Below are 26,256 nucleotides of genomic sequence, written 5' to 3'. Positions count from 1 at the left end.
TGGCAAATCCATATAAATTTGTTCAGCATTAAAATTATATTAACAACAATTAATTTAATTCCATTATGAACAAAACAGAATTAATCGATGCTATGGCAGCTGATGCTGGCATCACTAAGGCAGCAGCAAAAAAAGCATTGGAATCTTTCTTGGGAAATGTAGAAGGAACGCTTAAAAAAGGAGACAGAGTTTCCTTGGTAGGTTTTGGTTCTTGGTCAGTTTCTAAGAGAAGTGCTAGAGAAGGTAGAAATCCACAAACTGGAGCTACTATTAAGATTGCCGCTAAGAACGTTGTAAAGTTCAAAGCCGGTGCTGAATTGAGCGGTGCAGTAAACTAATCAATTATTTATTTAATATACGAAAGCACTCCTTTTCGGGGTGCTTTTTTAGTTTATATGGTTTCTGTTTTTTTGTATATGTTAAATAATATGTTAAATTTAAATACAAGAAATTACAAGAATGGTAAGTCAAAAGCCAAAAAAAGGAAATTTGCTTGTTGCGGAACCTTCACTTACGGGTGATATTTCTTTCAATAGGTCGGTAGTTCTTATCGCTGAGCATAACAACGAAGGCTCGGTGGGCTTTATTTTGAACAAACCTTTGGATTATACCATTTGTGACCTTATTTCTGACATTACAATCCCTTTTCAAGTATTTAATGGCGGCCCAGTAGAGCAGGATAACCTATACTTTATCCATAAAGTGCCAGAACTTATTGAAAACAGTATTGAGATTTCTGATGGTATTTTTTGGGGCGGTAATTTTGAAATGACCGTAGAACTCATCAATAGTGGAACCATCACCGAACAGGACATCCGATTTTTCTTGGGGTATTCCGGCTGGGGCACCAGTCAATTGGACCAAGAACTTTCTTCCAAATCGTGGGTAGTGCTCCCAAATGAGTACGAAAGCAATATTCTGGAAAAATCCGCCTATGCGTTTTGGAAAGAAAAAATGGTAGAATTGGGCGGAGACTATCTTTTGTGGTCCAATGCTCCCGAAAATCCCTCGCTCAACTAAACTATCCTATCCGAGCCCTGGCATTTAACTTTCCTACCAAACTCTTGGCCACTTTGGCATCAAATTTGTTTTTCCTGTATTTGCTAATGGGCTGTATGCCCACAATGGAATTGGTAATGAACAGTTCATCCACTTTTTGAAGTTCGAAAGGGGAAATGGATTCTTCTACCAAATCAAGTTCTTCGGAACCCGCAATAATTTTCATAAGGTTTTTTCGGATAATGCCATCCAAACAACCATCGCTCAAAGGAGGTGTTTTTACCTCTTTGCCCTTCACTAAAAAAAGGTTTCCGTTTATGGCCTCGACCACCTTTTTGTCGGTATTCACCAATAAACAGTTGGCATACCCATTTTCTTGGGCATAAACTCCGGCCACCACATTCAAAATTTTGTTGGTGGACTTTAGGTTGGAGAGCATGTCCTTGTTTACATAATAATCCTTGAACAATTCCACTTCGTAGTGGCCCTCTTCAATAATGTAAAAAGGGGACTCCATAGGACTAGTCTCAATAACATAGGAAACATCGTTGGTGCTTGGGGTATACAAGCCACCTTCGTTCCTAAAAACCGTTAGGCGAATGCGAACCGCACCATTATCCAGTGCGTTGGCTTTAATGGTATTTTTAATTTCCTCCTCCAAAAACTCCAAGGTAAATTCCATGGGAATTTCCATACGCAGGATACGCATAGAGGCCATTAACCTAAAGTAGTGATCTTCCCAAAAAAAGAGGGTTCCATTTACATAACGAACCGTTTCAAAAAGGGCATCGCCATATTTGAGGGCTCTGTTGTTGTGGGTAAAAATTGCCTTGTCCTCCGCTAAAAGTGCTCCGTTACAATTGACCATAAAAAAGTCCCGATTTTTATCGGGACCAAAGATACGGTTTAGTTAAGAATCGGACTAGGTAGATCCAAGGACCTGCTTAAGGTCGGATACTTGGTTTTCCCACAGCATTTTAGATTCATCCACTTCGTCTTCCTCTGCAAAATCTGTTATAAAAAGAGATACATCTTTAGTTATTTCGTCAACTATAATACGCATTTCAAAATAGGAATCATCCTCACTTTCTTCCCATGCCAATTTTACAAATTCCTCACTCTTACGCTTGAGCATTTTTGCTCTCTCTTCTGCACCATCCCAAATAAATGTGAATATTTCCCCACGGGAATTAACGTTGTCGGCATACCATTCAGATAGTCCCGAGGGTGTGGAAATATATTGGTAAAGCAACTGAGGTGAAGCCTGGATCACAAACTCCAGTTCATATTTAACCTTATCACTCATTGTCGTGTTCTTTAAATCGTTTTTTTAACTTTAGTATAGTTTGGGAAGATATAAAAATAAATGTCAAATAATAAATTAATCCTGAATTTTGATTCAGCGAAAATTTAAACATATATTTGCACCCGCTTAGCAAAACCATGGCGAGGTAGCTCAGCTGGTTAGAGCGTCGGATTCATAACCCGGAGGCCGGGGGTTCAAGTCCCCCTCTCGCTACTCAAAAGACCATCAATTGATGGTCTTTTTTATGTGTTACATCCTTACATACAATGGGTTTTGACTATATTTAAACAGTGTTTTTAATATTCTCAAAATGCGAAATTCTATACCCAAGATCTTTCCATACCTATTCCTGCTGCCATTATTGTCTTGCAGCACAGCAAAATATACCTATTTCTTCGATACAGGGAAACATTTGGATTTTGATTCTGGCAAATGGATTTTGAACAGAACCGAGTCAAATTCGGAGATTTTTGATACAGAACTCTATACCACTTCAAAGAATCATTTCAGAAAAATTCTTGGCGATTCCCTTTTGGAAATCAACCAACTAAGAACGGATAAATTAATACCCGCAAAAATTGGTTTTGGATTGACCAAGGAAAAGTTATTGGACTTGGGGAAATCATCGAACTGTGATTATTTGATCAATGTAAAAGGCAAGATCATAAACGATGGTGCTGGAGGCATTTCCTTTGCTTCCAACTACCCAAATAGTCCGTATGCTGCCAATGAAGCTTCGGTTTCCATCAGAATCTATGATCTGAACAACGGAATGCTCATATCATCATCCCAAGTACATGGAAAAACTGCTGATCAAGGTTCCATTTTTGAAGATGGGAAAAATAGGCCGACACTTTTACAGAGTTCGCACACCTCAATGCTGGCCGGAGCAAAAAAGTTGATTGCCAAATACCGGAAGAACCGTTTAAAACAATAATACCCTTATTTTGGAGATAGGTTCAACCCAATATTTATTTGTACCATAATCGGAAAAAATCCTCCATTTCCCTTTGTGTCAAAATAATACTGCGGGCCAATATCAAACAGGAAGTGTATTTTACCAAACGAGCGTTGTAGCCCCCAAGTAGGGCCTATGGCAAAATCGGTTTTATCAGTTCTGACTACATTTTCGGTTAAAGGCAAAAATCTTGTTATTCCCCGGAGGGAAACATAATTCCCTGAATTGTACAATATGCTCTTACCTTTGGAAACTCTCTTTTTTCTGTTATAGAACAATTTGTACTGTATATCCACAAATGGACTTATGATATATACGAACCCATTACCCTGGATTTCAAGTTCCCTGTAAGAACCTCCATATCCAATACCGGCTGCTCCGCTGATTACAGAATAATCACCTGTTTTTTTCTCATATTCCAGTGCAGGGTTGATAAAATTTAGTCTAAAAATGTTTTCCAAGCCATCACCTCCTTGTGAAAAAACGTTACCTACAAAAAGAACAATATATAAAATGCTTAAAGCTATTCGTTGAACTCCCATGCAACCAATCATTATTTAAAGTTAATCAACCTTTCCCCTGATTCGTTTTCCTTTCCATACTCCATTCCGTAGAGCAGCTCCGTATATATCAATATCAATCTTTTCATATTTTGTAGAATTACCTAATTGATTGAGTAGGTTTTCCCCCCAATTTGAATTGGATTCCCACTCAACAAGATAGTTGAAATCAAAAATTTTTTTAGCTTGCGAACTATGTTTTAATAAAATATCGGCTTGTGTAACCTGAAAAGAGTTTGGAAGAAACTTCACTATATTCACACCGACCTTATCTTGTTTCATATCAGAGGAAAGACCATTTATCAAATTCCTAGCTTGACTTAAAAGAGTATTTATTGATTTGTTAGCATCTTTTCCTTTCAGAGGATAGTACAAATCTTCACCAAGTATGGTAATCTCTATAGCCCCATAAGTTTCTTTTTCTATAAAGGGCCACTCGGATGGATTAATTGGATATGTTGTAACAACATTTCCTGTCATATCATAGTTGACTCCCTTATATTTAAAAATTACACGGTTTGGGTCTAAAGCATTGTACGGACTAAAGTTGGTCTCATATGTATAAATAGCATGATTTATACCCAACCTAACACCATCAGAAGTTGAGGACTCCGACCATCCAATGATGCGCTTCTTTTGGTACTTTGCAGAAGCGCCAACTGAAGACCATATTAGATAATTTTCGTTCCACACCTTGGTTTGAATTCTATGAGTGCTATCGTGATAATCATTACATTTAACAGTATTACCGAAAACTTGTTGAAACAAACTGTCCTCACTATATGAACAAGTTCCAAAGTTTTGAGGAACAAGTAGAGGAATCACATTATTTGGACTTCCACCCGACGAACCATCTGAAGATCCCCCAGAACCACCACCACTGCAAACACTATAAAGAGAAATTTTTGGGGTAATCTGAGTAACTGTGCCTTCAACCAGATTTAAAGACATACTTTCCAAATCAGAGTTTAGTGGAGTTTTAAGTGCTTCCTCGCATTCTAAGGGCATCATTAATGCCTTATTGGCAATTTTGGACGACAGTTCCGACAAATAGCTTTTAAGATACCTTTCATCTTCTATTTTGCAGTAAAAAAGTCCTCTAGTAGTGTATTTATATAATTTATCCCCAACATATATTTCCCGATCTTCATTTAAGATCGATGCAAAATTGGAATCTGCGATTAACTCATCTTCCAAATCTATATCATCAGAATCTCTTTTTGAGCTGTAAAGCAGTCCTTTTTTTGCAATACGTGATTTTTTTTGAGCCAAGTAATTATTTATGGTATTTTCATCTTCTAAGTCTAAAATAGGTCTTAGAGAATTGAAACCTGCTGTGTTCAGTTCTTTTATCCTTTCTTTAAAATCTTTTTCTTCTGTTTGTTCTAAAAAAGTAGCTAAAGACTCTTCATTGTCAAATTTCAATTTGTTATTGACCAATTCAATATCTACTTTTATTTCTGAACTTGTTTCACTTAAGGCTACTGGTTCCTCTTTAGAACATGATGAGATAAGTAAATAGGAAACAATAAAAGAAACTATGAACAAAATTTTAATTTCATGTTGAACTTTGTTTATGGTTATTGATTTGATTACTCAATTATAGATTTTTATAACAGGAAGGAATTTCTTCCATAAAGAAACATAAACATCGCATACTCCACTATCTCCAATTGATGGATACCCCTTTTGAACCAACAAACCACCGTTTTGATCTGATAAAGTTTTAATAGGACATGCTATTTCTATTCTTTGTCTTACATTTAAAAAACTATGAAAAATACCATCTCCGAACGCATTGCCGACTTTCTAAAAAACTATCCTCCTTTCAACGCCATGGAGGCAAAACAGCTGGAGCAGTTGTCCGTAGAAGTGGTGATTGTCCATAAGGAAACCAACACCCTAGTTTTTTCGCAGAGCGAAAGTCCGCACGCCCATTTTTATGTGGTGAACAAAGGTGCCGTGGCCTTGTCCAAAGCAGGATCCAGTCAAATTTTGGATATATGTGACGAAGGTGATGTTTTTGGACTTCGCCCCCTTTTGGCCAACGAAAGTTATAAACTGGAGGCCAAAGCCTATGAAGAGACCATTCTCTACGCCATTCCCATCAAGGATTTTAAACCCTTGGCGCTCGAAAACAAGCGTATCGGAAATTTTTTGATAGAAAGCTTTGCTTCCAACACGGGTAACCCCTACTCCATTAAACACCGTGGAAAATTGTATGGTGCCAGTAGCGATTCCAATCAATATTCCAGTGATAAAATATTGGACCTTCAACCCATAAAATATTCAACGGACCTTATCACCTGCAAAAAAGGCACAAAAATAAAGACCATAGCCAACAAAATGACCAAACACAATGTAAGTTGCATGTTGGTAGAAAAAGACAACTTACCTGTGGGCATCATAACCGATAAGGATATTCGTAAAAAAGTAGCCACAGGACTCTTTCCCATCACCGCTTCGGCGAAAAAAATCATGTCCTCCCCCATTATTACCTATCCAAAAGGGCTTACGTTGGCACAATCGCAAATGGCCATGATGAAGAGCAATATCAGCCACTTGGTTCTTACGGAAGATGGTACTACGGATACAAAATCGGTCGGGATCTTATCCAAACATGATATTATGGTGGCGGTCGGCAACAATCCTGCTGTACTGATGCGAGCCATTAAAAGAGCAACCAGCGCCAAAAGACTGCGGGGTATTCGACATGGCATCATGAATTTGTTGCAAGGGTATTTGGACCAGAATATCCCTTTGGGATTGGTATCCAAAATCATTTCAGAACTAAATGATGCCTCTACCAAACAAGTCATTCAAATTGCATTGTCCAAAATGGAGGAAGAGCCTCCTGTAAAATTTACGTGGCTCAGTATGGGCAGTCAAGGTCGTGGGGAACAACTCTTGAATACCGACCAAGACAATGCCATTATTTTTGAAGATGTTCCAGAAGAGCAATTGGAAACAACCCGAAGCTATTTTTTAAAACTGGGTGAACGCATTTCCAAAGGATTGAACACCATTGGTTTTGAATATTGCACTGCGGATATGATGGCTTCGAACCGCTCTTGGTGCCATTGTTTAAGTGAATGGAAAGACGTTACGGCCCACTGGATTCATAATCCTGGACCTGACGAGATACTCTTATCCTCCATCTTTTTTGATTACAATGTAACCTATGGGGATAAGGCTCTGGCAGATGAACTTTCTCAAAGTATTTTTAATTATGCCAACCACTATCCGCAATTTTTCACCCATTTGGCCAGCGGTGCTTTGCAGAACCCTTCGCCATCAGGTTTTTTTAGGGATTTTTTGGTGGAACAGGATGGGGAGCATAAGGATTTCTTCGATTTAAAATTACGTGCCCTTATGCCCATTATCGATGCCGCACGGGTACTTATACTGTCACATTCCATCAAATCCATAAACAATACAGCGGAACGCTACGAAAAACTGGCCGAACTGGAACCTAACAACAAGGAGCTTTACCTAGCTTGTTCCTACGCTAGCAAAGCGTTGCTCAAATTTAGGACAAGACAGGGTTTGCTGCACAACGATTCGGGTCGGTATATCGCTTTGGACAAATTGAACAAGGAGGAGAAAATCAAACTGAAAAGAACCTTTAAAACCGTTAAAGAAATCCAATCTTTGATTGAGGTAAGGTTCCAAGTTAAAAACCTGTTGCGCTAATGTGGCCTTTCTCCAAGAAAAAACCATTGGAACTTCCCGATTTTTGGCGGGAGTACGAGGAGCATTTTAAGGAAAAACTTCTGGAGGGCATCCATGAGAATACCTTTGTGGTCTTAGATACCGAAACAACGGGTTTTAGCTTTACAACAGACCGTATGCTTTGCATTGGGGCATTAAAACTATTGGACAACAATATTGTGGTGAAGGATAGTTTTGAAGTGTTCATTCAGCAAGAGCACTATGATTCGGGTAGTGCAGAGATCCATGGAATTCTAAAGAAAAGTAAACGGAATAGCATCTCCGAGCTCGAAGCATTGAAACAATTTTTGGTGTACGCCAAAAACCATGTGCTGGTGGGGCATCATGTGATGTTTGATGTGAACATGATCAATGCTGCCCTAAAAAGAAATGGGCTACCCAAGCTCAAAAACAAAACCTTGGACACTGAATCTCTTTACATCAGAACATTGTTGGTATCCACCGTAGTACAAAAAAAAGAAAGATACTCCTTGGACGATTTGGCCAAAAAGTTCAGTATTTCTCGAAAGGATAGGCATACAGCCTTGGGCGATGCCTTTATTACCGCTATTGCTTTTTTAAGAATAATTGAAAAATTGAAACCCAAAAAAATAAAGGATCTCCTTAAAAAATAAGAAGACCCTTTTTATTTAGTAAACTACCTCGGGGCAAGCCCACGAGGCATTAATAGGAAAGGTAGTTTTCATTTCGAGGCAAGCCTCAGAGTATTCAAATCTCGATTATCGAGTAAAACTGAACTATTTAAAGGCTTTCCTTTATAATGTTCTCCACCACTTCTGGGTTCAACAAAGTTGAAGTGTCCCCCAAATTACTGGTATCTTTGGAGGCAACCTTTCTAAGGATTCTCCTCATGATCTTACCACTTCGTGTTTTGGGCAATCCTTCCACAAATTGAATTTTATCCAATTTGGCAATGGGTCCGATGTGCTCGGTGATCAATTGGTTCACCTCTTTTTTCAGGTTGTCACGGTTACGGGTTTCTCCGGTTTCTTTTAAAATAATGTACCCGTACAATGCATTTCCTTTGATGTCGTGTGGGAATCCAACAATTGCAGATTCTGCTACGGCCGGGTGCTCGTTAATGGCGTCTTCAATCGGTGCGGTACCCAAATTATGACCGGAGACAATGATAACATCATCTACCCTACCTGTAATTCGGTAGTAACCGACCTCATCCCTAAGAGCTCCATCCCCTGTGAAATATTTTCCTTCAAAAGCAGAGAAATACGTCTCTTTATACCTTTGGTGGTTGCCCCAAATGGTTCTGGCAATAGCGGGCCATGGGTATTTGATGCACAACCTTCCATCTACTTGGTTGCCTTTGATTTCCTCACCATTTTCATCCATAAGCGCGGGTTGAATTCCTGGCATGGGCAAAGTGGCGTATGTAGGCTTTGTGGGCGTGGAAAATGGTATGGGTGAAATTAGGATGCCCCCTGTTTCTGTTTGCCACCACGTATCCACAATTGGGCATTTTTTATCACCCACATGGTCGTTGTACCAGTGCCATGCCTCCTCGTTGATGGGTTCTCCAACAGTTCCCAAAACCTTCAAGCTGGAAAGGTCGTATTTTGTAACAAAGTCCAAGTTTTCCTTGGCCAAGGCCCTAATTGCCGTAGGAGCGGTGTAAAACTGGTTTACTTTGTGCTTTTGCACTACATCCCAGAATCGTCCAAAGTCAGGATAAGATGGTACCCCTTCAAACATTACCGTAGTCGCTCCATTGGCCAATGGTCCATACACAATGTAGGAGTGTCCCGTAATCCAACCAATATCTGCCGTACACCAATACACATCTTCTTCGCGGTATTGGAATACGTTTTTAAAGGTATATGCGGTATAAACCATATATCCTCCGGTTGTATGCACCATTCCCTTGGGGCGGCCTGTTGAACCCGAAGTATATAAAATGAACAATGGATGTTCGGCATCCACAATTTCAGGAACACAATCCGAATATGCCTTATCCAAAAGTGGCTGAATCCAGATATCGCGACCTTCTTTCATGGTTACTTCACCACCTGTACGTTTGGTGACCAGTACGGTTTCCACATCCGGACAGCTTTCCAAAGCTTCGTCCACAATGGATTTTAAGTCGATAACCTTGGTTCCCCTAAAAGAACCGTCGGAAGTAAGCACCATTTTGGCACCGCAATCATTGATTCTGGTTGATAATGCGGTAGATGAAAATCCTGCAAAAACAATAGAGTGAATGGCTCCGATTCGTGCACAGGCCAATAATGCAATGGCCAAATCTGGAATCATCGGCAAATAAATAACTACCCTGTCCCCTTTTTTAACACCCTTTTCCTTTAGCACATTGGCATACTTACAAACGCGTTCGTGAAGTTGGGTGTATGTAATATGTTCTGCTTCTTCGCTGGGATCATTGGGTTCAAAAAGTATGGCAGTTTTATCACCTCGGATTCTTAAATGGCGGTCAATACAGTTTTCGGTAATGTTGAGTTTGGCTCCTTTAAACCAACTGATTTCTGGCTTGGTAAAGTCCCATTCCAAAACCGAATCCCATTTTTTACGCCAGTGAAAGTGTTCTTCGGCTACTTCTTCCCAAAATCCTTCGGGGTTTCTAACGGATTTTCGATAGACTTGAAAATATTCCTCCAAGTGTTTTATGTGGTAGTTACTCATTATGTGTAATTAAATTTTATGCTGCCTTAAAAATAAGGAAAAAGATAGGCATTTCACAGTCATTTTAGTGCCCAGATGCTTCACCTGCTTGATTGGGTACACGGATATTTTCAACAATTTCCTGTACCTCTTCGGGCGGTTCGGCGGTAAATTTGTTCACCACAATAGCAACGATAAAGTTGACAAGCATTGCTATGCTTCCAAACCCTTCGGGCGAAACGCCAAACCACCAGCTTTCTTGTAGGACATCGACAGCTTCTTTTCCTCCATCAAAAATTCCGAATTTGAATTTCAGCATGTAGAAAAGCATCAGGCAAAGACCTACAACCATACCCGATATGGCACCTTTACTGTTCATTTTTTTATAGAAAATCCCTAAAATGATCGCAGGAAAGAACGATGCCGCAGCAAGACCGAAAGCCAAGGCGACCACAGCCGCCACAAAGCCTGGCGGATTGATACCGAAATACCCCGCAACAACAACGGCAAGGGCAGCAGAAATGCGAGCTGCCCAAAGTTCTCCTTTTTCCGAAAGGTCTGGTTTAAGTACGTTCTTAATCAAGTCGTGGGAAACCGAAGAAGAAATCACCAATAACAACCCTGCTGCGGTAGATAAAGCGGCTGCCAGTCCACCAGCGGCAATCAAACCAATGACCCATGCGGGCAAATCCGCAATCTCTGGGTTGGCCAATACCATAATATCCCGGTCAACCGTCAATTCGTTTACTTCTGGCGAAGCCACATATTGGATTTTACCATCTCCATTTTTATCCTCATGGGCTATCAATCCTGTTTTTTCCCATCGGTTGAACCATTCAGGCATGTTGGCATATTCTTTACCGCTAACCGTTTCAATTAGGTTGGTTCTTGCGAATACGGCCACAGCGGGTGCTGTGGTGTATAGAATTGCGATAAACAACAGGGCCAAGCCTGCCGATTTTCTGGCATCACGCACTCTTTTTACGGTAAAAAAGCGAACGATTACGTGAGGTAATCCTGCAGTGCCCACCATTAAGGCCAAGGTAATGGCAAACACGTCAATCGTACTTTTTGAACCATCCGTATATGCTGCAAAACCGAGTTCCTCGGATAGACCATCCAGTTTATCCAAAAGATAAGTTCCAGAACCATCGGATAATGTATCGCCAAAACCAAGTTGTGGGATTGGGTTTCCCGTCATTTGAATGGAAATAAATATGGCTGGCACCATAAAGGCAAATATCAAAACGCAATATTGTGCTACTTGGGTATAGGTGATTCCCTTCATCCCGCCAAGTACGGCATAGAACAGCACAATCACCATTCCGATAACAACACCTGTATTGATATCAACTTCCAAGTATCGCGAAAACACAATACCTACACCGCGCATTTGGCCGGCCACATAGGTAAAGGAAACGATAAGGGCACAGATGACCGCCACAACACGGGCTGTTTTGGAATAGTAGCGCTCCCCTATAAAATCGGGCACCGTGAATTTTCCAAATTTTCTTAGGTAGGGTGCCAATAGCAGCGCCAATAGCACGTATCCCCCTGTCCACCCCATTAAATATACGGCGCCATCATACCCTGCAAAGGATATGATTCCTGCCATGGAAATAAAGGAGGCTGCCGACATCCAATCGGCTGCCGTAGCCATCCCGTTGGCCAATGGGGAAACCCCTCCTCCAGCTACATAAAATTCTTTTGTGGAACCGGCTCTAGACCAAATTGCAATTCCTATATAGAGACCAAAGGATAGTGCGACCAACACATAGGTCCAAATTTGTTCATCACTCATTAGTTGTGGTTTTATTCAGTTGGTTGATTTATTCCTCGTTGTAGCCGTATTTCTTGTCCAATTTATTCATAAGACGAACATAGACGAAAATGAGGATAACAAATACATAGATGGCCCCTTGTTGTGCGAACCAAAACCCAAGTTTGAACCCGCCTATTTTAATGTTGTTCAATGCATCTTTGAAGAGGATACCTGCTCCATAGGAGACCAGGAACCAGATGGTCAAGAGAATAACCAAATACTTTAGGTTTTCTCTCCAATAGGCGGTGGCCTTCTTTTGTTTTTCGGACATGTTTTATTGGTTGGTTTAGTTATTTCAAATTGTGCGGCATGAATATATCAAAATTGATTAAACAAATATGAATAAACGAGCAACAAAAAAAGGGAATTCACAGAATTCCCTTTTGTTTATTGGTTAGATAACAAATAAGTAATGGTTATTTTTCCAAATATGCCTTTACATTTTTTAAGATACGTTCTTGTAGATTGGAAACATCTGCTTTCACAAAAGTATCTCCTGTAATATTCTCAAAAAGCTCAATGTACCGGTTAGAAACCGATTCGATGTATTCATCCGACATTTCAGGAACCGACTGCCCCTCCAAGCCTTGAAATCCATTGGAAATAAGCCATTGCCTTACAAATTCTTTAGAAAGTTGTTTTTGGGGTTCGCCTTTAGCTTGGCGCTCCTTGTATCCATCAGCATAAAAATAACGTGATGAATCGGGGGTATGGATTTCATCTATCAATACGATTTCTCCGTTTTTGGTCTTACCGAATTCATATTTGGTATCCACTAAAATGAGTCCCCGCTCAGCAGCTATTTCTGTTCCTCTTTGAAACAAGGCTCGGGTATATTTTTCCAACACTTCATAATTCTCTTTGGATACAATACCACGTTTTAAAATATCTTCTTTGGAAATATCCTCGTCGTGGTCTCCCTTTTCGGCCTTGGTCGCTGGCGTGATGATGGGTTGCGGAAACTTGTCGTTCTCCTTCATTCCTTCGGGCATGGGAACGCCACAAAGCATTCTTTTGCCAGCCTTGTATTCACGGGCAGCATGACCAGACATATACCCTCGGATCACCATTTCCACTTTAAAGGGCTCGCAGGCTTTGCCGACCGCCACATTGGGGTCTGGTGTGGCCATCAACCAATTGGGAACTATGTCTTGAGTGTCCTCCATCATTTTGGTGGCAATTTGGTTCAAAATTTGGCCTTTATAAGGAATTCCCTTTGGCATCACCACATCAAACGCGGACAATCGGTCCGTGGCTACCATCACCAAAATATCATCTTCCAAGGTATAAACCTCTCTTACTTTTCCTTTATAAACAGATTTTTGCCCAGGAAAGTTAAAATCCGTGGTCATCAGCGTATTCATTCCCATAATATTATTAGAATTGATTCTGGTGCTCTATATTTTGATAGGCATCAATCACCTTTTTCACCAATTTGTGTCGGATTACATCTTTATCATCCAAATAAATGATACTGATACCCTCCACATTCTTCAAAATAAGCAACGCTTCCTTTAATCCTGATATAACCCTTCTTGGCAAATCAATCTGCCCTGGGTCACCTGTTAACAAAAACTTGGCGTTCTTGCCCATACGGGTCAGGAACATTTTCATTTGGGCGTGGGTAGTGTTCTGGGCCTCGTCCAAAATCACAAAGGCATTGTCCAAAGTACGGCCACGCATAAAGGCCATTGGTGCTATTTGTATGGTGCCATCCTCAATATATTTTTCCAACTTTTCCGAAGGAATCATATCCCTAAGGGCATCGTACAAAGGTTGCATGTACGGATCCAACTTTTCCTTAAGATCACCCGGAAGAAAACCAAGGTTCTCCCCTGCCTCCACCGCAGGACGCGTCAAAATAATACGCCTTACCTGCTTTTCCTTTAGAGCTTTTACGGCCAAAGCAACTCCGGTATAGGTTTTTCCCGTTCCCGCAGGGCCAATGGCAAAGACCATATCATCCACTTTGGTGGCATCTACCATACGTCTTTGGTTGGCTGTTTGGGCTTTTATCAACCTTCCGCTTACCCCGTGCACCAAAACATCTCCACTGCTTGAAGATGAAATATAATCGGCTTTGCTGGTACTGGTGAGTATCCGTTCGATCATGTTCTCATCAAGCTTGTTATATTTGGCAAACTGATTGGTCAGCTCATCGAAGCGTTTATCAAACTCTTCCAAAAGTTCTTCATCGCCGAATACCTTTATCTTGTTCCCCCGTGCTACAATCTTAAGCTTTGGAAAGTATTTTTTCAGTAGCTCAATGTTGGCGTTTTGTTGCCCAAAAAATTCTTGGGGGCTGATTTCCGTAAGTTCTATTACAAGTTCGTTCAAAAATAGTGAGGTGTTACAGTTGTTTCTGAAGCGTTTTATTCTTTCTTTTTTGACTAATTTTACAAACAAACTTAACTAAAAATCGATTTGAACACGGAAAAACATATCAACAGTATTGCATGGCCATTGTAACCTTAACTACAGATTTTGGATATAAGGACCACTTTGTTGGGGCTGTGAAAGGGGCAATACTGAGCAATCTCCCCGATATTTCCGTTGTTGATATTTCGCACGCCATAAGCCCTTTCAATATTCAAGAATGCGCTTATATCCTAAGGAATGCCTACCACTCGTTCCCGAAGGGAACGGTCCATATAGTTGGTGTGGATTCGGAGATTTCGCCAGAAAACGAGCATATCGTAGTGCAGGTGGATGGGCACTATTTTGTGAGTGCCAACAGTGGCGTTATTTCCTTGATAACTTCCGAGGTGCAACCCGAAAAAGTTGTGGAAATCAATCTGCCCAATGCAGAATCTGGCGCTTTTCCTGTGCTGAACATATTTGTTCAAGTGGCCTGCCATATTGCACGTGGTGGTAAGTTGGAGGTGATTGGCAAACCTTTGGAGCGTTTGAAGGAATTACGCGATTTTGAACCACGAATCACCAACGAAGGCAAAACCATTACAGGTAACGTTATATATATTGATAACTACGGCAACGTGGTCACCAACATTCAGAAAAACCTATTTGAAGCCTACCGAAGCGGACGTGATTTTGAAATTATTGCGAGAACCACCAAAATAAAACAAGTACACCAAAGCTACAACGGCATCATCAATTATGATTTGGAGCGAAACCAGCGCAAAGGTCCAGGGGATGCCTTGGCCCTGTTCAACTCTGCGGGTTATATTGAGCTTGCTATTTATAAAAGTGACTTAAATTCCGTTGGAGGCGCTTCCTCGCTATTGGGCTTGAATTATAGGGACACCGTAACCATAAATTTCCTGTAAATGTTGATACGCATCGTAAAACTGACTTTTAAACCCGAAAATATTGCTAGTTTTGAGCGAATCTTTGAAGAATCAAAAAATGACATCTTGGCTTTTGAAGGATGTAATATGGTAGAGTTGTATCAAGACATCAATAATTCCAACATATTTTTCACCTATAGTTTTTGGGATACGGAATCGCATCTGGAAAATTATAGAAACTCGGATTTCTTCAAAAGGGTTTGGGGCAATACCAAAAAATTGTTCTCCGAAAAACCTGAAGCTTGGAGCGTTAAAAAAGTTATGAGTTAGGAGTTATGGGTTATTGGTTGAAATTGTTTTTGATATCGGTTAATCGGTATCACCGGACAAAGGACTATTATGCATATTGCCCAAAGCTGATTATTAAGAAATATGTTCGCAATTTTTAAGAGAGAGGTACGGTCCTTTTTTACATCGCCCATCGGTTATTTGATCGTGGGTTCTTTTTTACTGCTCAACGGACTTTTTTTGTGGGTGTTCAAGGGCGAATACAACATTTTTGATTACGGATTTGCCGATTTGAGCAACTTTTTTTTGTTGGCCCCTTGGGTTTTTATCTTTTTGGTGCCCGCCATCACCATGAAGAGTTTTTCCGAAGAGCGTAAAATGGGAACACTCGAATTGTTATTGATCAAACCCATCTCTGTTTGGAAATTGGTGCTCGGTAAATTCTGGGGAGCATTCCTGTTGTGCGTTATCGCAGTAATACCGACCATAGTATATGTTTTTTCCATCTCAGGATTGGGAATGGTAGAAGGTAATTACGACCTCGGAGTAGTGCTGGGCTCTTACTTTGGATTGCTTTTTTTGATGGCTTGCTATACTTCCATCGGAATATTTGCCTCTACGCTGTCGGATAATCAAATTATCGCCTTTTTAGTTGGCATATTGGTCTGTTTTCTAATTTTTAATGGGTTTGATGCTATTTCATCTTTGTTTTCGAATGGAGAAACCCAACAAACCATTCAAGAATTAGGGGCAAAATCGCATTTTGATAGCATTGCAAGAGGCGTGATAGATACGCGGGATTTGGTTTATTTTATTTCATTGACCCTATTGTTTTTGTATCTCACCTTTCAACGTTTAAAACAATTGCCAAGGTAATGGGAAAGTTTTTTGTATCAATACTAAAAGTGATTGTAGCGGTCGTGGTCATCAACCTCTTGGCCAGTTTTGTCTATACCCGTTTTGACCTTACCGAAGATAAAAGGTACACCTTATCGGAACCTGCCGTACAGGTAGCTCAAAAATTTGAATCACCCGTTATTGTGGATGTTTTATTGGATGGAAACATTCCCGCAGAGTTTTCCAAACTAAAAGCGGAAACCATTCAGTTGTTGGAATCCTTCGGGTCAAAAAACAGTAACATCAAATACAATTTGGTGGACCCATTGGCAAACGAAGAACAGGCTCAACAGACTGTTGCTGAACTTCAGAGCCTGGGATTGCAACCAGCAAATGTAACTGTTGAGGAAAACGGTAAGGTTTCCAACGAATTGGTATTTCCATGGGCCATGGTCAACTACAAGGACCAAACGGTAAAAGTGCCATTACTAAAAAATAAATTGGGTTCCACAGCGGAGGAACGCATCAACAATTCGGTACAGCAATTGGAATATGCCTTTGCCGATGCTTTTACCAAACTGAGCATTGAAGAAAAAAAGAGCATAGCCGTCATTAAAGGAAATGGCGAACTGGATGATATTTTTATTGCCGATTACCTCACTACGATTCGGGATTATTACAACATTGGAGCCATTACTTTGGATTCCGTAGCTACCAATCCACAAAAGGTATTGGACCAATTAAAAGGTTTTGACCTTGCCATCATTGCAAAGCCAACAGAGGCATTTACCGACCAAGAAAAATATGTGATGGACCAATATATGGTTCAAGGAGGTAAATCCATTTGGATGATGGACCAAGTGAATATGGAAATGGACAGCATTTATGCTGGTGGCGGAGAGGCCATTGCTGTTCCCAGAGATTTGAATTTAAAGGATATGTTCTTTAAATATGGGGTTAGAATCACTCCTGTTTTGGTGAACGATCTTTATTTCACCCAAATAGTTTTGGCTACGGGCGAAGGAAACGATTCGCAGTACAATCCCTTGCCTTGGTTTTACTACCCAATGGTTTTTTCACAGAACAACCATCCTATCAACACCAATATTGAGGCGGTGCGTTTTCAGTTTACTAGCCCAATAGATGTTTTGGAAAACGATTACAAAAAAACAATTCTGTTGCAGAGTTCACCATTGTCCAAAACCGATGGAATTCCACGAGTAGTGAGTTTGGATATGATCAATCAACAACCTGATCGAGAATTATACAACAACGGAAATCTACCGTTGGCCGTTTTGATCGAGGGTAATTTCACATCCATGTACAAGAACAGGGTAAAGCCTTTAAGGCTGCAAAACACCATGGAAGAAGGTCCCGAAAATAAAATGATCGTAATCTCTGATGGAGATGTAATCAAAAACCAGTTGCGAAACGGCAGACCTTTGGAATTGGGCTACGATAAATGGACCAGCAGCTTCTATGGCAACAAGGAATTCTTGGTAAACAGCACAAATTACCTCTTGGACCATACTGGGCTTATTAACATTCGGAACAAGAAAGTGTCCATCCCACTGTTGGATGTTAAAAAAATAGCAGAGCAAAAAACCAAGTGGCAGCTCATAAACATTGGATTGCCAGTAGTTTTAACATTGTTGTTCGGTCTTTTCTTTGGCTATTACAGAAAGCGCACGTTTACGGCTTAGATGTTGATAAATTTGTTTCTCTGCTAAATCCATTTGAGATATATTTGTTTTTATTGATTTTATAGGCCCTTTAACAGGGGAAAATTGCCAAAAAGGTAACTATACTAAAGTATTTCGTTGATGAAGTTTATCGTATCCAGTACATATTTATTGAAACAACTGCAGGTTTTGGGAGGAGTTATCAACAATAGCAACACCTTGCCCATCCTGGACAATTTTTTATTTGATCTAAAAGAAAGTAAGCTAACCGTTTCCGCATCGGACTTGGAAACTACCATGAGTACCGTTTTGGAAGTAGATTCCGATTCGGAAGGTACCATCGCCGTGCCAGCACGTTTGTTGTTGGACACCTTAAAAACTTTTCCTGAACAACCATTGACTTTTGTGGTTGAGGACAACAATACGGTAGAGATCAGTTCCAACCACGGTAAATATGCTTTGGCGTATGCCGATGGAGCGGAATTCCCTAAAGCGGTGGAAGTCTCCAATCCGAGCTCCACTACCCTATTGGGCGATATTTTGGCAACAGCAATCAACAAAACGATTTTTGCCGCAGGAAACGATGATCTTCGCCCAGTGATGAGCGGGGTGTTTTTCCAGTTTTCTCCAGAGAATCTGACCTTTGTGGCCACGGATGCCCATAAATTGGTGAAATATCAGCGACAGGATGTAACTGCTTCCGAAGTAGCGGAATTCATTATGCCCAAAAAACCATTGACATTGTTAAAGGGTATTTTGGCAGGTTCCGAATCCGAAGTAACCATCGAATACAATGACAGCAATGCCAAATTCTATTTTGACAATACTGAATTGGTTTGTCGATTGATTGACGGTAAATACCCGAACTACGAAGCGGTGATTCCAAAAGAAAACCCGAACAAGTTAACGATCGCTAGAAACCAGTTCCAGAGTTCTGTGCGCAGGGTTTCTATTTTCTCCAATAAGACCACGCACCAAATACGCTTGAAGATTGCAGGAGCTGAACTTAATATTTCTGCTGAGGATGTTGATTACAGCAACAAGGCAGAAGAAAGGCTATCATGTTCTTACCAAGGTGACGATATGCAAATTGGTTTCAACTCAAGATTTTTATTGGAAATGTTGAACAATTTGTCGTCTGACGAAGTTTCTTTGGAAATGAGCCTTCCAAACAGAGCAGGTATCCTTACCCCTATCGACGGTTTGGACGAAGGCGAACATGTGACCATGTTGGTGATGCCCGTGATGCTGAATAGTTAAATTAACTACCCAACCATATTGAAAAAGCTGGAGCACGTTGTTCCAGCTTTTTGATTTTATGATATAAATTTAATCGTCATAAAATAAGACGGTGACTCCCCATTCGATGCTTTTACTGCATTAACAATAGGCAGTATAAACCCAAGGATTCCCACTCCTATCAAGCCCAGTATACCCAAGCCCAAAAGAAGGATGGCAGGAATACTAATGATAATGTAAAGTATCAAACTGATCTGGAAATTGATAATGGCCTTTCCATGCTCGTTCATTCCCTCGACCTTATCTTTTGATGACAACCAGATAATCAAGGGTATAATCAGGCTTCCAAATCCTGTAACATACGATAAAAGTTGTGTAAGATGTGTCACGGCCAACAAGGTATTGTCCGTTCTAACTGCTTTTTGATTGATAACTTCCATTTTTGATTGATTTTGATGATTCATCTTATTAGTATACAAATCACTAAAAATGTTACAAACACCAGCTAATTTGTACTTTTGTCTCCATGTCGTACATAGATAACATTGTAGCCTTGGCAACACCCTCGGGAACAGGGGCCATTGCCGTAATTCGGGTTTCGGGACCAGATGCCATAACCCTTGTGGATACCCTTTTCAAATCCATTAAGGGAAAGAAACTGGGACAACAAAAAAGCCATACCATTCATTTGGGCCATATTGTGGACCAAGAAAAGATTTTGGACGAAGCTCTTGTTTCTATTTTTAAAGGGCCGCACTCCTATACCGGTGAAAATGTTGTGGAGATTTCCTGCCACGGCTCCCCGTTCATCCAACAACAGATCATTCAGCTTTTGTTGCGAAATGGTTGCCGTTCGGCATCGGCAGGTGAATTTACACTACGAGCATTCCTTAACGGTAAAATGGATTTAAGTCAGGCTGAAGCTGTGGCCGACCTTATTGCCAGCGATAGTGAAGCGGCCCACGACATTGCCATGCAGCAGATGCGCGGTGGATTCAGCAATGAAATCCAAGAACTGCGACAAGAACTGCTGAACTTCGCTTCGCTTATTGAACTGGAACTCGATTTTTCCCAAGAAGATGTGGAGTTCGCAGACAGAACCCAGTTCAACGAACTACTCAACCGCATTAGTGAGGTACTAAAGAAATTAATCGACTCCTTCGCACTCGGAAATGTGATAAAAAATGGAATCCCCGTAGCTATTGTGGGGCAACCCAATGTAGGGAAATCAACCCTGCTCAATGTACTGCTTAATGAAGAGAGAGCTATTGTGAGTGAAATTGCGGGTACTACCCGGGATACGGTCGAGGACCATATCAGCATAAAAGGTATCAATTTTAGGTTTATTGATACGGCTGGAATCCGCGAAACCGTGGATGTGGTGGAAAAAATAGGGATTGAACGAACCTTTGACAAAATTGAAAAGGCACGGCTCATTATTTACCTATTTGATGGTATGGATTTTGACAAGGCGGAATTGGAACAGATTCAAAAGCGCTACCCCAACAAACAGTTGTTACCCATCTGCAATAAAATGGATCTCTTAAACCAAGAGCAGAAAGAAAAGATAAAATCAGAAATTCCCAATGTACTTTTCCTTTCTGCTAAATTTAAGGAGGGTATTTCAGAACTCGAGAGTAAGCTTCTTTCTTTGGTAGACTCAGGGGTGTTGAGTGGCGATACCACCATAATTACCAACAGCAGGCACTACGATGCGTTGTTAAAAGCTCTGGAGGAAATCCAAAAAGTAAAAGAAGGGTTGGATATGGAGCTTTCAAGCGATTTGATGGCCATAGACATCAGACAAGCCCTTTATCACTTGGGAGAAATTACAGGTAGCGTTACCACAGATGATTTATTGGGCAATATTTTTTCTAACTTTTGTATCGGAAAATAATTCTATATTTCAAAATAATATTTTGAAATTAAAAATCTGGTATTACCTTTGCTTAACAGTAATTGAAGTTTAAACAATGCGTATTGTTACCTACAAAAGAATAAAGGAGTTTATAGAAATACACGCAGATAGCGAAAACTCTTTAAACTTTTGGTATCATACCGTAATGGCAAAGAACTGGGATAACATCAACGAGTTAAGGCAGGATTTCAACACCGTTGATTATGTGGGAAACCACCGTTTTGTTTTCAATATTAAAGGAAACGATTACAGGCTAGTTGCCATAATTTCGTTCAATGCCAAAAAGGTTTACATTAGGTTTATAGGTACGCACTCGGAGTATGACAAGATTAAGGACATTAAAAACATTTAGCAATGATACAGACAGAAAAAGAGTATAACGCCATTGTTGAACGTATAGAAGAACTTTTGCAAAATCCCGACAATATCGAAAACAAAGATGCAAAGGGTTATGTGGAACTAAGCCTGTTATCTGACCTTGTGGCAGATTATGAAGAACGCCATTATCCGGTAAAAAAGCCATCATTGATCGAGGTGGTTAAATTGCGTATGGCTGAAATGGGATTGAACCAAAAACGACTATCCGAACTTTTGGGAGTGAGTACGTCAAGGGTAAGTGAGTACCTCAACGGAAAAAGCGAACCTACTTTAAAAGTAGCTCGGGAAATAAGCAGGAAATTAAATATCGACGCTTCTATTGTTTTAGGCATATAGATTTTGTAAAAAACACTGTTCGTCTTTATTGTTTTGATTAGACACCATACATTTAGCAACGGTAAGACTACCCGTAAAAGGGCAGCATTTTATTCAGATTAAAGTTGAAATGTTGGGCGGAAAGTTTCTTACTTCCCGTTTTGAAAGCCCTAGTAATTTAGCCTCAAAAGTTTTTAAATGCAGTAATGTATCTTATTTACACCTTTAAAACATAAAGTATTGATAATCAACATCAATTACTTTCTGCATCGGGGGCAAATAATTTCAATTTTATTATCTAGTTAAAGGTTAAAACCCTGCCTTTGCCTAACGGCAGTCAGGTTTCATTGCAGTTACTTTAGTTTCTATAAATTTTTTGGATGATCCCCTCTCCGGTCTCCCAAAAGGGGAGAAGTTTCCCTCCTTGGAGGGATTAAGGGAGGACTTGATTACCACCTTTTCTGGAGAATCAACAGGTTCAAGGAAAAGTAAGCGATAAACTTTTAAAGGCACTAGAGGAGAAAGATATCATATTCTCGGAGGAATCGTTCTTGGACTTTCCCGACGAAACCATTTCCTATATTTACGACCCACAAAGCAATAAAGCGCTGCTTTTCGAGAAACGGGGGGATGGCATCGTATTCTTGGATATAAGTACTTGGGTCCATGTAAAGGTGGAGGTCATAGCGGACAAAATGTCCGTTTATGTTGAGGATATGAATATCCCGACCTTTGTTGTTGACAACCTAAAGCGCGATTCTAAGAAAGGCGGTATAAGCTTGTTCAGCACCTTTGGCCAAGTCTACTTTAGCGATGTATCCATTCGGGAAATTGAAAGTTTCAATGCGCCAAAACAACGGGATACCGAAAAAATGATTTCGCCAAACTATTTGACCAAGTGGCAAATATCGGAACCCTTTGCCAAGGACTCCGTGAACTTTATATCCCAAGTGGATTCCCTATTCGATTACAGAGAAAAATTTAAAACGGTAACGGCCGATATGGATGGGCTTTTGAACATCAGTCGCTTTTATGATGATATGGATAAAACGGTCGCTCTGACCTGTAACATAGTATCTGATTCTGATAAGGATGTCAAACTAAACTTTGATTACGCTGACCACTTGGTGATCTTATTGAATTCCGAAGTCCTGTTCGACGGGGGAATGAACTTTAGGCCACCTTTGGAAAAGGGCATGGAAGGCAGGGTTTTCGTGGATGATGAACAGACCGTCCTGAATTTATCCAAAGGCCCCAATAAACTAATCTTTGTGCTGTCGGGCGATAACCGTCAGAAATATAATTGGGGATGTGTGGCCAAGTTGGAAAATTTGGATGGGATTTCAATAGAATGAGCCATTACGTACTCTTATGTGAATCCCTAAAATAGGCTTTTTTGGGAACATTGGAATGTAATTGAGTGCTTGTTGACAGAACAAGCTTATCGACTTTGCGAAGGAAAAGGTATTCGACCCCAATAAATCTGTAAGTGAAATCGCGTATGAACTTAGTTTTAAATATCCACAGCATTTTAGTAGGCTTTTTAAAAAACGTGTGGGCCATACCCCAAATGAATTTAGGTTGTTGAATTAGTGAAAAGTGAGCGAAATTAAGTTTCGTGCTTCAAGACCAAATCCTTTAGATTACATCTTCATTTAAAATACCATTGTTATTGATTCCCAAAAGTTGGTCATCGTACTAAATCTTTGACCTTCATTTTATGGATAACTTTGGTGGCAATCAAAAAGAGAATCGGGTGAACTCAGCCCAAATCAGGGTTTATGGCCATGGTAAGTATTAGCCCCCATTCTCTCTTAACCTGGTTCCACTTAATGCACTACGGGTTGTTTAAAATTGTTTGAATCCATATAAATGATTAAAAGGTCATTTTATTGTTAATAAGTCTCTTTATAACTTTTGAAGTATCCCAGCCATCCGAAAAAACCATGTCCTAATTTTATAAAGGACAAAAACCTAATGTGCTCTTTATGTTTTATCATGATTTTGAGGTAGTGTTTCAAGAAGTTCCCGGTGAAATCAGTCTTTGCTTTTCAATTTCTGGATGTCCCCTCCGATGTAAGGGATGTCATTCCCCTTTTTTATGGAAGGAAGGAAATGGAAACGAGCTTACCTCTGAATATTTCCAAGCACTTTTGAGTCAATATTCCGGTTTTGCCACCTGTGTTGTCTTTATGGGGGGCGAATGGCATCGTGAAGAATTGGTGGCCCACCTGAAATATGCCCAGCAACAAGGATATAGGACCTGTCTTTATACCGGGGAAGACAATGTACCATTCAACATCCTTGGGCATCTGACCTGGATAAAGACCGGTAAATGGGACAAAGACCTTGGCGGCCTTGAAAGTCATACCACAAATCAAGTTTTCAAGGAAGTAAAGACCAATAAAAAACTCAATCATTTATTCACCTCTAAATAGTTTTCAATATGATACGGCTAACCGATAAACAAATCTCCAAAAAAATTGCGTTCATAGACCATTACCTGCATTCCGACAATGCTGCCGACGGTTCCAAGGTCGATGCCAACGCCAATGTCACTTCCAAGAACATTGCGACCATGGAAGCAGAGCTCAACAAGGACATTAACATACAGATAAACAGGGCTTTGGTCAAACAAAAAATAGCCGCCTTGTTCGGGAATAACCTAGCGGAAGAATATATCCGGCAAATAGAGTCCCATGAAATCTATGTGCATGACGAAACCTCTTTAAAACCCTATTGTGCTTCCATTAGCATGTACCCATTTCTATTGGACGGCCTTACCAAGCTCGGGGGTGAAAGTTTGGCCCCCAAACACTTGGAAAGTTTTTGCGGGGAATTCGTCAACCTGGTCTTTGCGGTAAGCTCCCAATTTGCCGGGGCCTTGGCCACCGTGGAATTTTTGATGTATTTTGACCATTTTGCAGCCAAGGACTATGGGCGGGACTATCTCGACACCCATACCGATACCATCGCCAACCACCTCCAACATGTCGTCTATGCCATCAACCAACCGGCTGCGGCAAGGGGGTACCAATCGGTGTTCTGGAATATTTCCCTCTATGACAAACCCTACTTTGACAGTATGTTCGGGGATTTTGTCTTTCCGGATATGAGCAGGCCCCAATGGGGAAGTGTAAAAAAACTCCAAGCCTTCTTCATGGAATGGTTCAACGAAGAGCGTACCAGGGCCGTACTGACCTTTCCTGTAGTGACCGCTGCGATGTTGACCAAGGAAGGAATCCCTGTCGATACGGCGTTTACCGAAATGTGCGCGCATGAGTTGAGCAAGGGAAACTCCTTTTTTATCTACCAATCCGAAAATGCGGACAGCCTTGCGTCCTGCTGCCGATTACGCAATGAGATCAGTGACCACACTTTTAGTTATTCCCTTGGAGCCGGCGGGGTGGCCACAGGTTCTGTCAATGTCATCACCTTGAACATGAACCGTTTGGTACAACAGGGGGCCGATATTGTGGAAGAGGTCCGCAAGGTCCATAAGTACCAAGTCGCCTTTCGCAAACTCATCGATGACTATGAAAGGGCTGGCATGTTACCCGTCTATAACGCTGGTTTGATCTCCTTGGACAAGCAATTCCTGACCGTGGGCATCAACGGAATGGTCGAGGCCGCAGAAAGTCAAGGCATCAAAGTTGGCAACAATGATGGTTACAAGGAGTTTGTTAACCACTACCTCAAGGCCATCTACCATGAAAATAGAAAGGCCAGAGAGACCTACGGGTACATGTTCAACACGGAGTTCGTTCCAGCCGAAAATTTGGGGGTCAAAAATGCCAAATGGGACCGGGAGGACGGACTTTTTGTGCCCAGGGACTGCTACAACTCCTATTTCTATGCGGTCGAGGATGAACGGGTAAACGCTTTGGACAAGATCATGCTGCACGGTAAGGAAACCATCCAATATTTGGACGGTGGTTCCGCACTGCACCTCAACCTAGAGGAAACCCCGAACAAGGAAGGGTTCAAAAAATTGATACACGCTACGGCCCGGGCCGGGTGCAATTATTTTTGTTTCAATATCCGTATCACCATCTGCAACGAATGTTCCCATATTGACAAACGTACCTTGTATGAATGCAGTGCATGCAATTCGCAGAATGTGGATCATGCCACCCGGGTCATCGGATATCTCAAACGGGTCTCCAACTTCAGTTCCGGTAGGCAAAAAGAACACGGTCTGCGACATTATCACTTACAAGGCGGGCACAATCCCTTGGCAAACAGAAGGGCAGAAATCCTGTCCAACAAACTAAAAACAAATGAATTTACATATCGGTAATTTGAGACAATTTTCACTGAGTAGTACGCTACATTTCATCAAAAAA

At 40.8% G+C, this 26,256-nt stretch carries 26 protein-coding genes, 1 tRNA gene and 1 pseudogene; 18 read left to right on the top strand and 10 right to left on the bottom strand.

All coding sequences use genetic code 11. The features are described 5' to 3' along the window. Positions 1-65: 65 nt before the first annotated feature. Both MURRU_RS14570 and MURRU_RS14565 read left to right on the top strand, forming a co-directional pair. Positions 66-338 carry an HU family DNA-binding protein gene (locus MURRU_RS14570; RefSeq protein WP_014034238.1) on the top strand — a complete coding sequence of 91 codons (273 nt, stop codon included), beginning with the start codon at positions 66-68 and terminating at the stop codon, positions 336-338. Between the two features lie 121 nt (positions 339-459). After that, positions 460-1,020 (top strand): YqgE/AlgH family protein, encoded by a 561-nt coding sequence (locus MURRU_RS14565; protein ID WP_014034237.1) that lies wholly within the window; start codon positions 460-462, stop codon positions 1,018-1,020. A gap of 1 nt (position 1,021) precedes the next feature. Here the strand turns inward: MURRU_RS14565 and MURRU_RS14560 are convergent, their stop codons facing one another. Further along, on the bottom strand, positions 1,022-1,867 hold the full coding sequence (locus MURRU_RS14560) for an aminotransferase class IV (protein WP_014034236.1): 846 nt from the start codon (positions 1,865-1,867) through the stop codon (positions 1,022-1,024). A 54-nt stretch (positions 1,868-1,921) separates the two neighbouring features. Further along, entirely contained in the window at positions 1,922-2,305 is a 384-nt protein-coding gene (locus MURRU_RS14555) for an START-like domain-containing protein (protein WP_014034235.1), read from the bottom strand. Positions 2,306-2,444: 139 nt separating this feature from the next. On the opposite strand from MURRU_RS14555, the gene MURRU_RS14550 reads away from it, so the two are divergent. Together MURRU_RS14550 and MURRU_RS14545 are read left to right on the top strand one after the other, a co-directional pair. Beyond that, positions 2,445-2,518, top strand: a tRNA-Met gene (locus MURRU_RS14550). Between the two features lie 97 nt (positions 2,519-2,615). After that, positions 2,616-3,242 carry a hypothetical protein gene (locus MURRU_RS14545; protein WP_014034234.1) on the top strand — a complete coding sequence of 209 codons (627 nt, stop codon included), beginning with the start codon at positions 2,616-2,618 and terminating at the stop codon, positions 3,240-3,242. A 5-nt stretch (positions 3,243-3,247) separates the two neighbouring features. Here MURRU_RS14545 and MURRU_RS14540 read toward each other — a convergent pair whose 3' ends face one another. Continuing rightward, complete coding sequence (locus tag MURRU_RS14540) at positions 3,248-3,805, bottom strand: hypothetical protein (RefSeq protein WP_014034233.1); 558 nt, start codon at positions 3,803-3,805, stop codon at positions 3,248-3,250. Between the two features lie 21 nt (positions 3,806-3,826). Further along, the gene (locus MURRU_RS14535; RefSeq protein ID WP_014034232.1) at positions 3,827-5,371 is read right to left on the bottom strand and encodes a hypothetical protein; all 1,545 of its coding nucleotides are present in this window, start codon (positions 5,369-5,371) and stop codon (positions 3,827-3,829) included. Between the two features lie 225 nt (positions 5,372-5,596). Between MURRU_RS14535 and MURRU_RS14530 the strand changes: the two genes are divergently transcribed. Beyond that, positions 5,597-7,516, top strand: a complete 1,920-nt coding sequence (locus MURRU_RS14530; RefSeq protein ID WP_014034231.1) for a DUF294 nucleotidyltransferase-like domain-containing protein — start codon at positions 5,597-5,599, stop codon at positions 7,514-7,516. After that, on the top strand, positions 7,516-8,169 hold the full coding sequence (locus MURRU_RS14525; RefSeq protein ID WP_014034230.1) for a 3'-5' exonuclease: 654 nt from the start codon (positions 7,516-7,518) through the stop codon (positions 8,167-8,169). Before MURRU_RS14530 ends, MURRU_RS14525 begins: the two co-directional genes overlap by 1 nt. 127 nt (positions 8,170-8,296) lie before the next feature. Here the strand turns inward: MURRU_RS14525 and acs are convergent, their stop codons facing one another. The 5 genes from acs to MURRU_RS14500 all read right to left on the bottom strand — a co-directional run bounded on the left by acs (position 8,297) and on the right by MURRU_RS14500 (position 14,342). Further along, on the bottom strand, positions 8,297-10,204 hold the full coding sequence (gene acs, locus MURRU_RS14520) for an acetate--CoA ligase (RefSeq protein WP_014034229.1): 1,908 nt from the start codon (positions 10,202-10,204) through the stop codon (positions 8,297-8,299). A 64-nt stretch (positions 10,205-10,268) separates the two neighbouring features. Then, entirely contained in the window at positions 10,269-11,984 is a 1,716-nt protein-coding gene (locus tag MURRU_RS14515) for a sodium:solute symporter family protein (protein ID WP_014034228.1), read from the bottom strand. 28 nt (positions 11,985-12,012) lie between these two features. Further along, positions 12,013-12,276, bottom strand: coding sequence for a DUF4212 domain-containing protein (locus MURRU_RS14510; RefSeq protein WP_014034227.1), 264 nt, complete (start codon positions 12,274-12,276; stop codon positions 12,013-12,015). 145 nt (positions 12,277-12,421) lie between these two features. Then, positions 12,422-13,369, bottom strand: coding sequence for a phosphoribosylaminoimidazolesuccinocarboxamide synthase (locus MURRU_RS14505; RefSeq protein ID WP_148261625.1), 948 nt, complete (start codon positions 13,367-13,369; stop codon positions 12,422-12,424). Positions 13,370-13,382: 13 nt separating this feature from the next. Beyond that, on the bottom strand, positions 13,383-14,342 hold the full coding sequence (locus tag MURRU_RS14500) for a PhoH family protein (RefSeq protein ID WP_014034225.1): 960 nt from the start codon (positions 14,340-14,342) through the stop codon (positions 13,383-13,385). 119 nt (positions 14,343-14,461) lie between these two features. On the opposite strand from MURRU_RS14500, the gene MURRU_RS14495 reads away from it, so the two are divergent. The 5 genes from MURRU_RS14495 to dnaN all read left to right on the top strand — a co-directional run bounded on the left by MURRU_RS14495 (position 14,462) and on the right by dnaN (position 19,320). Then, a complete protein-coding gene (locus MURRU_RS14495) occupies positions 14,462-15,292 on the top strand; it encodes an SAM hydrolase/SAM-dependent halogenase family protein (protein ID WP_014034224.1) in 831 nt (276 codons plus the stop codon). Next, positions 15,293-15,583 (top strand): putative quinol monooxygenase, encoded by a 291-nt coding sequence (locus tag MURRU_RS14490; RefSeq protein WP_014034223.1) that lies wholly within the window; start codon positions 15,293-15,295, stop codon positions 15,581-15,583. A 102-nt stretch (positions 15,584-15,685) separates the two neighbouring features. Continuing rightward, positions 15,686-16,417, top strand: coding sequence for a gliding motility-associated ABC transporter permease subunit GldF (gene gldF, locus MURRU_RS14485; RefSeq protein WP_014034222.1), 732 nt, complete (start codon positions 15,686-15,688; stop codon positions 16,415-16,417). After that, positions 16,417-18,081, top strand: a complete 1,665-nt coding sequence (gene gldG / locus MURRU_RS14480; RefSeq protein WP_014034221.1) for a gliding motility-associated ABC transporter substrate-binding protein GldG — start codon at positions 16,417-16,419, stop codon at positions 18,079-18,081. Before gldF ends, gldG begins: the two co-directional genes overlap by 1 nt. Before the next feature lie 120 nt (positions 18,082-18,201). Continuing rightward, entirely contained in the window at positions 18,202-19,320 is a 1,119-nt protein-coding gene (gene dnaN / locus MURRU_RS14475) for a DNA polymerase III subunit beta (RefSeq protein ID WP_014034220.1), read from the top strand. 56 nt (positions 19,321-19,376) lie between these two features. Here the strand turns inward: dnaN and MURRU_RS14470 are convergent, their stop codons facing one another. Further along, entirely contained in the window at positions 19,377-19,739 is a 363-nt protein-coding gene (locus tag MURRU_RS14470; RefSeq protein WP_014034219.1) for a DUF4870 domain-containing protein, read from the bottom strand. Between the two features lie 86 nt (positions 19,740-19,825). Between MURRU_RS14470 and mnmE the strand changes: the two genes are divergently transcribed. The 7 genes and pseudogenes from mnmE (at position 19,826) to nrdD (ending at position 26,210) form a co-directional block, all read left to right on the top strand. Further along, positions 19,826-21,196, top strand: coding sequence for a tRNA uridine-5-carboxymethylaminomethyl(34) synthesis GTPase MnmE (mnmE, locus tag MURRU_RS14465; RefSeq protein ID WP_014034218.1), 1,371 nt, complete (start codon positions 19,826-19,828; stop codon positions 21,194-21,196). Between the two features lie 76 nt (positions 21,197-21,272). After that, positions 21,273-21,569 (top strand): type II toxin-antitoxin system HigB family toxin, encoded by a 297-nt coding sequence (locus MURRU_RS14460; RefSeq protein WP_014034217.1) that lies wholly within the window; start codon positions 21,273-21,275, stop codon positions 21,567-21,569. A 2-nt stretch (positions 21,570-21,571) separates the two neighbouring features. After that, positions 21,572-21,931, top strand: coding sequence for a helix-turn-helix domain-containing protein (locus MURRU_RS14455; RefSeq protein WP_014034216.1), 360 nt, complete (start codon positions 21,572-21,574; stop codon positions 21,929-21,931). A 530-nt stretch (positions 21,932-22,461) separates the two neighbouring features. Next, positions 22,462-23,265 (top strand): hypothetical protein, encoded by an 804-nt coding sequence (locus tag MURRU_RS14450; RefSeq protein ID WP_014034215.1) that lies wholly within the window; start codon positions 22,462-22,464, stop codon positions 23,263-23,265. A gap of 76 nt (positions 23,266-23,341) precedes the next feature. After that, positions 23,342-23,503 (top strand): annotated as a pseudogene (locus tag MURRU_RS17705) (helix-turn-helix domain-containing protein); the annotation flags it as partial. Positions 23,504-23,898: 395 nt separating this feature from the next. After that, a complete protein-coding gene (nrdG, locus tag MURRU_RS14440; protein ID WP_014034214.1) occupies positions 23,899-24,348 on the top strand; it encodes an anaerobic ribonucleoside-triphosphate reductase activating protein in 450 nt (149 codons plus the stop codon). Positions 24,349-24,356: 8 nt separating this feature from the next. After that, positions 24,357-26,210, top strand: coding sequence for an anaerobic ribonucleoside-triphosphate reductase (gene nrdD, locus MURRU_RS14435; RefSeq protein WP_014034213.1), 1,854 nt, complete (start codon positions 24,357-24,359; stop codon positions 26,208-26,210). Positions 26,211-26,256 lie beyond the last annotated feature (46 nt).

The sequence above is a fragment of the Allomuricauda ruestringensis DSM 13258 genome, from assembly GCF_000224085.1.
Lineage (GTDB): Bacteria > Bacteroidota > Bacteroidia > Flavobacteriales > Flavobacteriaceae > Flagellimonas > Flagellimonas ruestringensis.
The sequence above is the reverse complement of the archived record's forward strand: the minus strand, read 5'-3'. Positions and strand labels throughout refer to the sequence as shown.

Coding starts and splice junctions, on each gene's coding strand:
- MURRU_RS14570 (WP_014034238.1), top strand. CDS start 66: ATGAACAAAACAGAATTAATCGATGCTATGGCAGCTGATGCTGGCATC.
- MURRU_RS14565 (WP_014034237.1), top strand. CDS start 460: ATGGTAAGTCAAAAGCCAAAAAAAGGAAATTTGCTTGTTGCGGAACCT.
- MURRU_RS14560 (WP_014034236.1), bottom strand. CDS start 1,867: ATGGTCAATTGTAACGGAGCACTTTTAGCGGAGGACAAGGCAATTTTT.
- MURRU_RS14555 (WP_014034235.1), bottom strand. CDS start 2,305: ATGAGTGATAAGGTTAAATATGAACTGGAGTTTGTGATCCAGGCTTCA.
- MURRU_RS14545 (WP_014034234.1), top strand. CDS start 2,616: ATGCGAAATTCTATACCCAAGATCTTTCCATACCTATTCCTGCTGCCA.
- MURRU_RS14540 (WP_014034233.1), bottom strand. CDS start 3,805: ATGGGAGTTCAACGAATAGCTTTAAGCATTTTATATATTGTTCTTTTT.
- MURRU_RS14530 (WP_014034231.1), top strand. CDS start 5,597: ATGAAAAATACCATCTCCGAACGCATTGCCGACTTTCTAAAAAACTAT.
- MURRU_RS14525 (WP_014034230.1), top strand. CDS start 7,516: ATGTGGCCTTTCTCCAAGAAAAAACCATTGGAACTTCCCGATTTTTGG.
- acs (WP_014034229.1), bottom strand. CDS start 10,204: ATGAGTAACTACCACATAAAACACTTGGAGGAATATTTTCAAGTCTAT.
- MURRU_RS14515 (WP_014034228.1), bottom strand. CDS start 11,984: ATGAGTGATGAACAAATTTGGACCTATGTGTTGGTCGCACTATCCTTT.
- MURRU_RS14510 (WP_014034227.1), bottom strand. CDS start 12,276: ATGTCCGAAAAACAAAAGAAGGCCACCGCCTATTGGAGAGAAAACCTA.
- MURRU_RS14505 (WP_148261625.1), bottom strand. CDS start 13,369: ATGAATACGCTGATGACCACGGATTTTAACTTTCCTGGGCAAAAATCT.
- MURRU_RS14495 (WP_014034224.1), top strand. CDS start 14,462: ATGGCCATTGTAACCTTAACTACAGATTTTGGATATAAGGACCACTTT.
- MURRU_RS14490 (WP_014034223.1), top strand. CDS start 15,293: ATGTTGATACGCATCGTAAAACTGACTTTTAAACCCGAAAATATTGCT.
- gldF (WP_014034222.1), top strand. CDS start 15,686: ATGTTCGCAATTTTTAAGAGAGAGGTACGGTCCTTTTTTACATCGCCC.
- gldG (WP_014034221.1), top strand. CDS start 16,417: ATGGGAAAGTTTTTTGTATCAATACTAAAAGTGATTGTAGCGGTCGTG.
- dnaN (WP_014034220.1), top strand. CDS start 18,202: ATGAAGTTTATCGTATCCAGTACATATTTATTGAAACAACTGCAGGTT.
- MURRU_RS14470 (WP_014034219.1), bottom strand. CDS start 19,739: ATGGAAGTTATCAATCAAAAAGCAGTTAGAACGGACAATACCTTGTTG.
- mnmE (WP_014034218.1), top strand. CDS start 19,826: ATGTCGTACATAGATAACATTGTAGCCTTGGCAACACCCTCGGGAACA.
- MURRU_RS14460 (WP_014034217.1), top strand. CDS start 21,273: ATGCGTATTGTTACCTACAAAAGAATAAAGGAGTTTATAGAAATACAC.
- MURRU_RS14455 (WP_014034216.1), top strand. CDS start 21,572: ATGATACAGACAGAAAAAGAGTATAACGCCATTGTTGAACGTATAGAA.
- nrdG (WP_014034214.1), top strand. CDS start 23,899: ATGTTTTATCATGATTTTGAGGTAGTGTTTCAAGAAGTTCCCGGTGAA.
- nrdD (WP_014034213.1), top strand. CDS start 24,357: ATGATACGGCTAACCGATAAACAAATCTCCAAAAAAATTGCGTTCATA.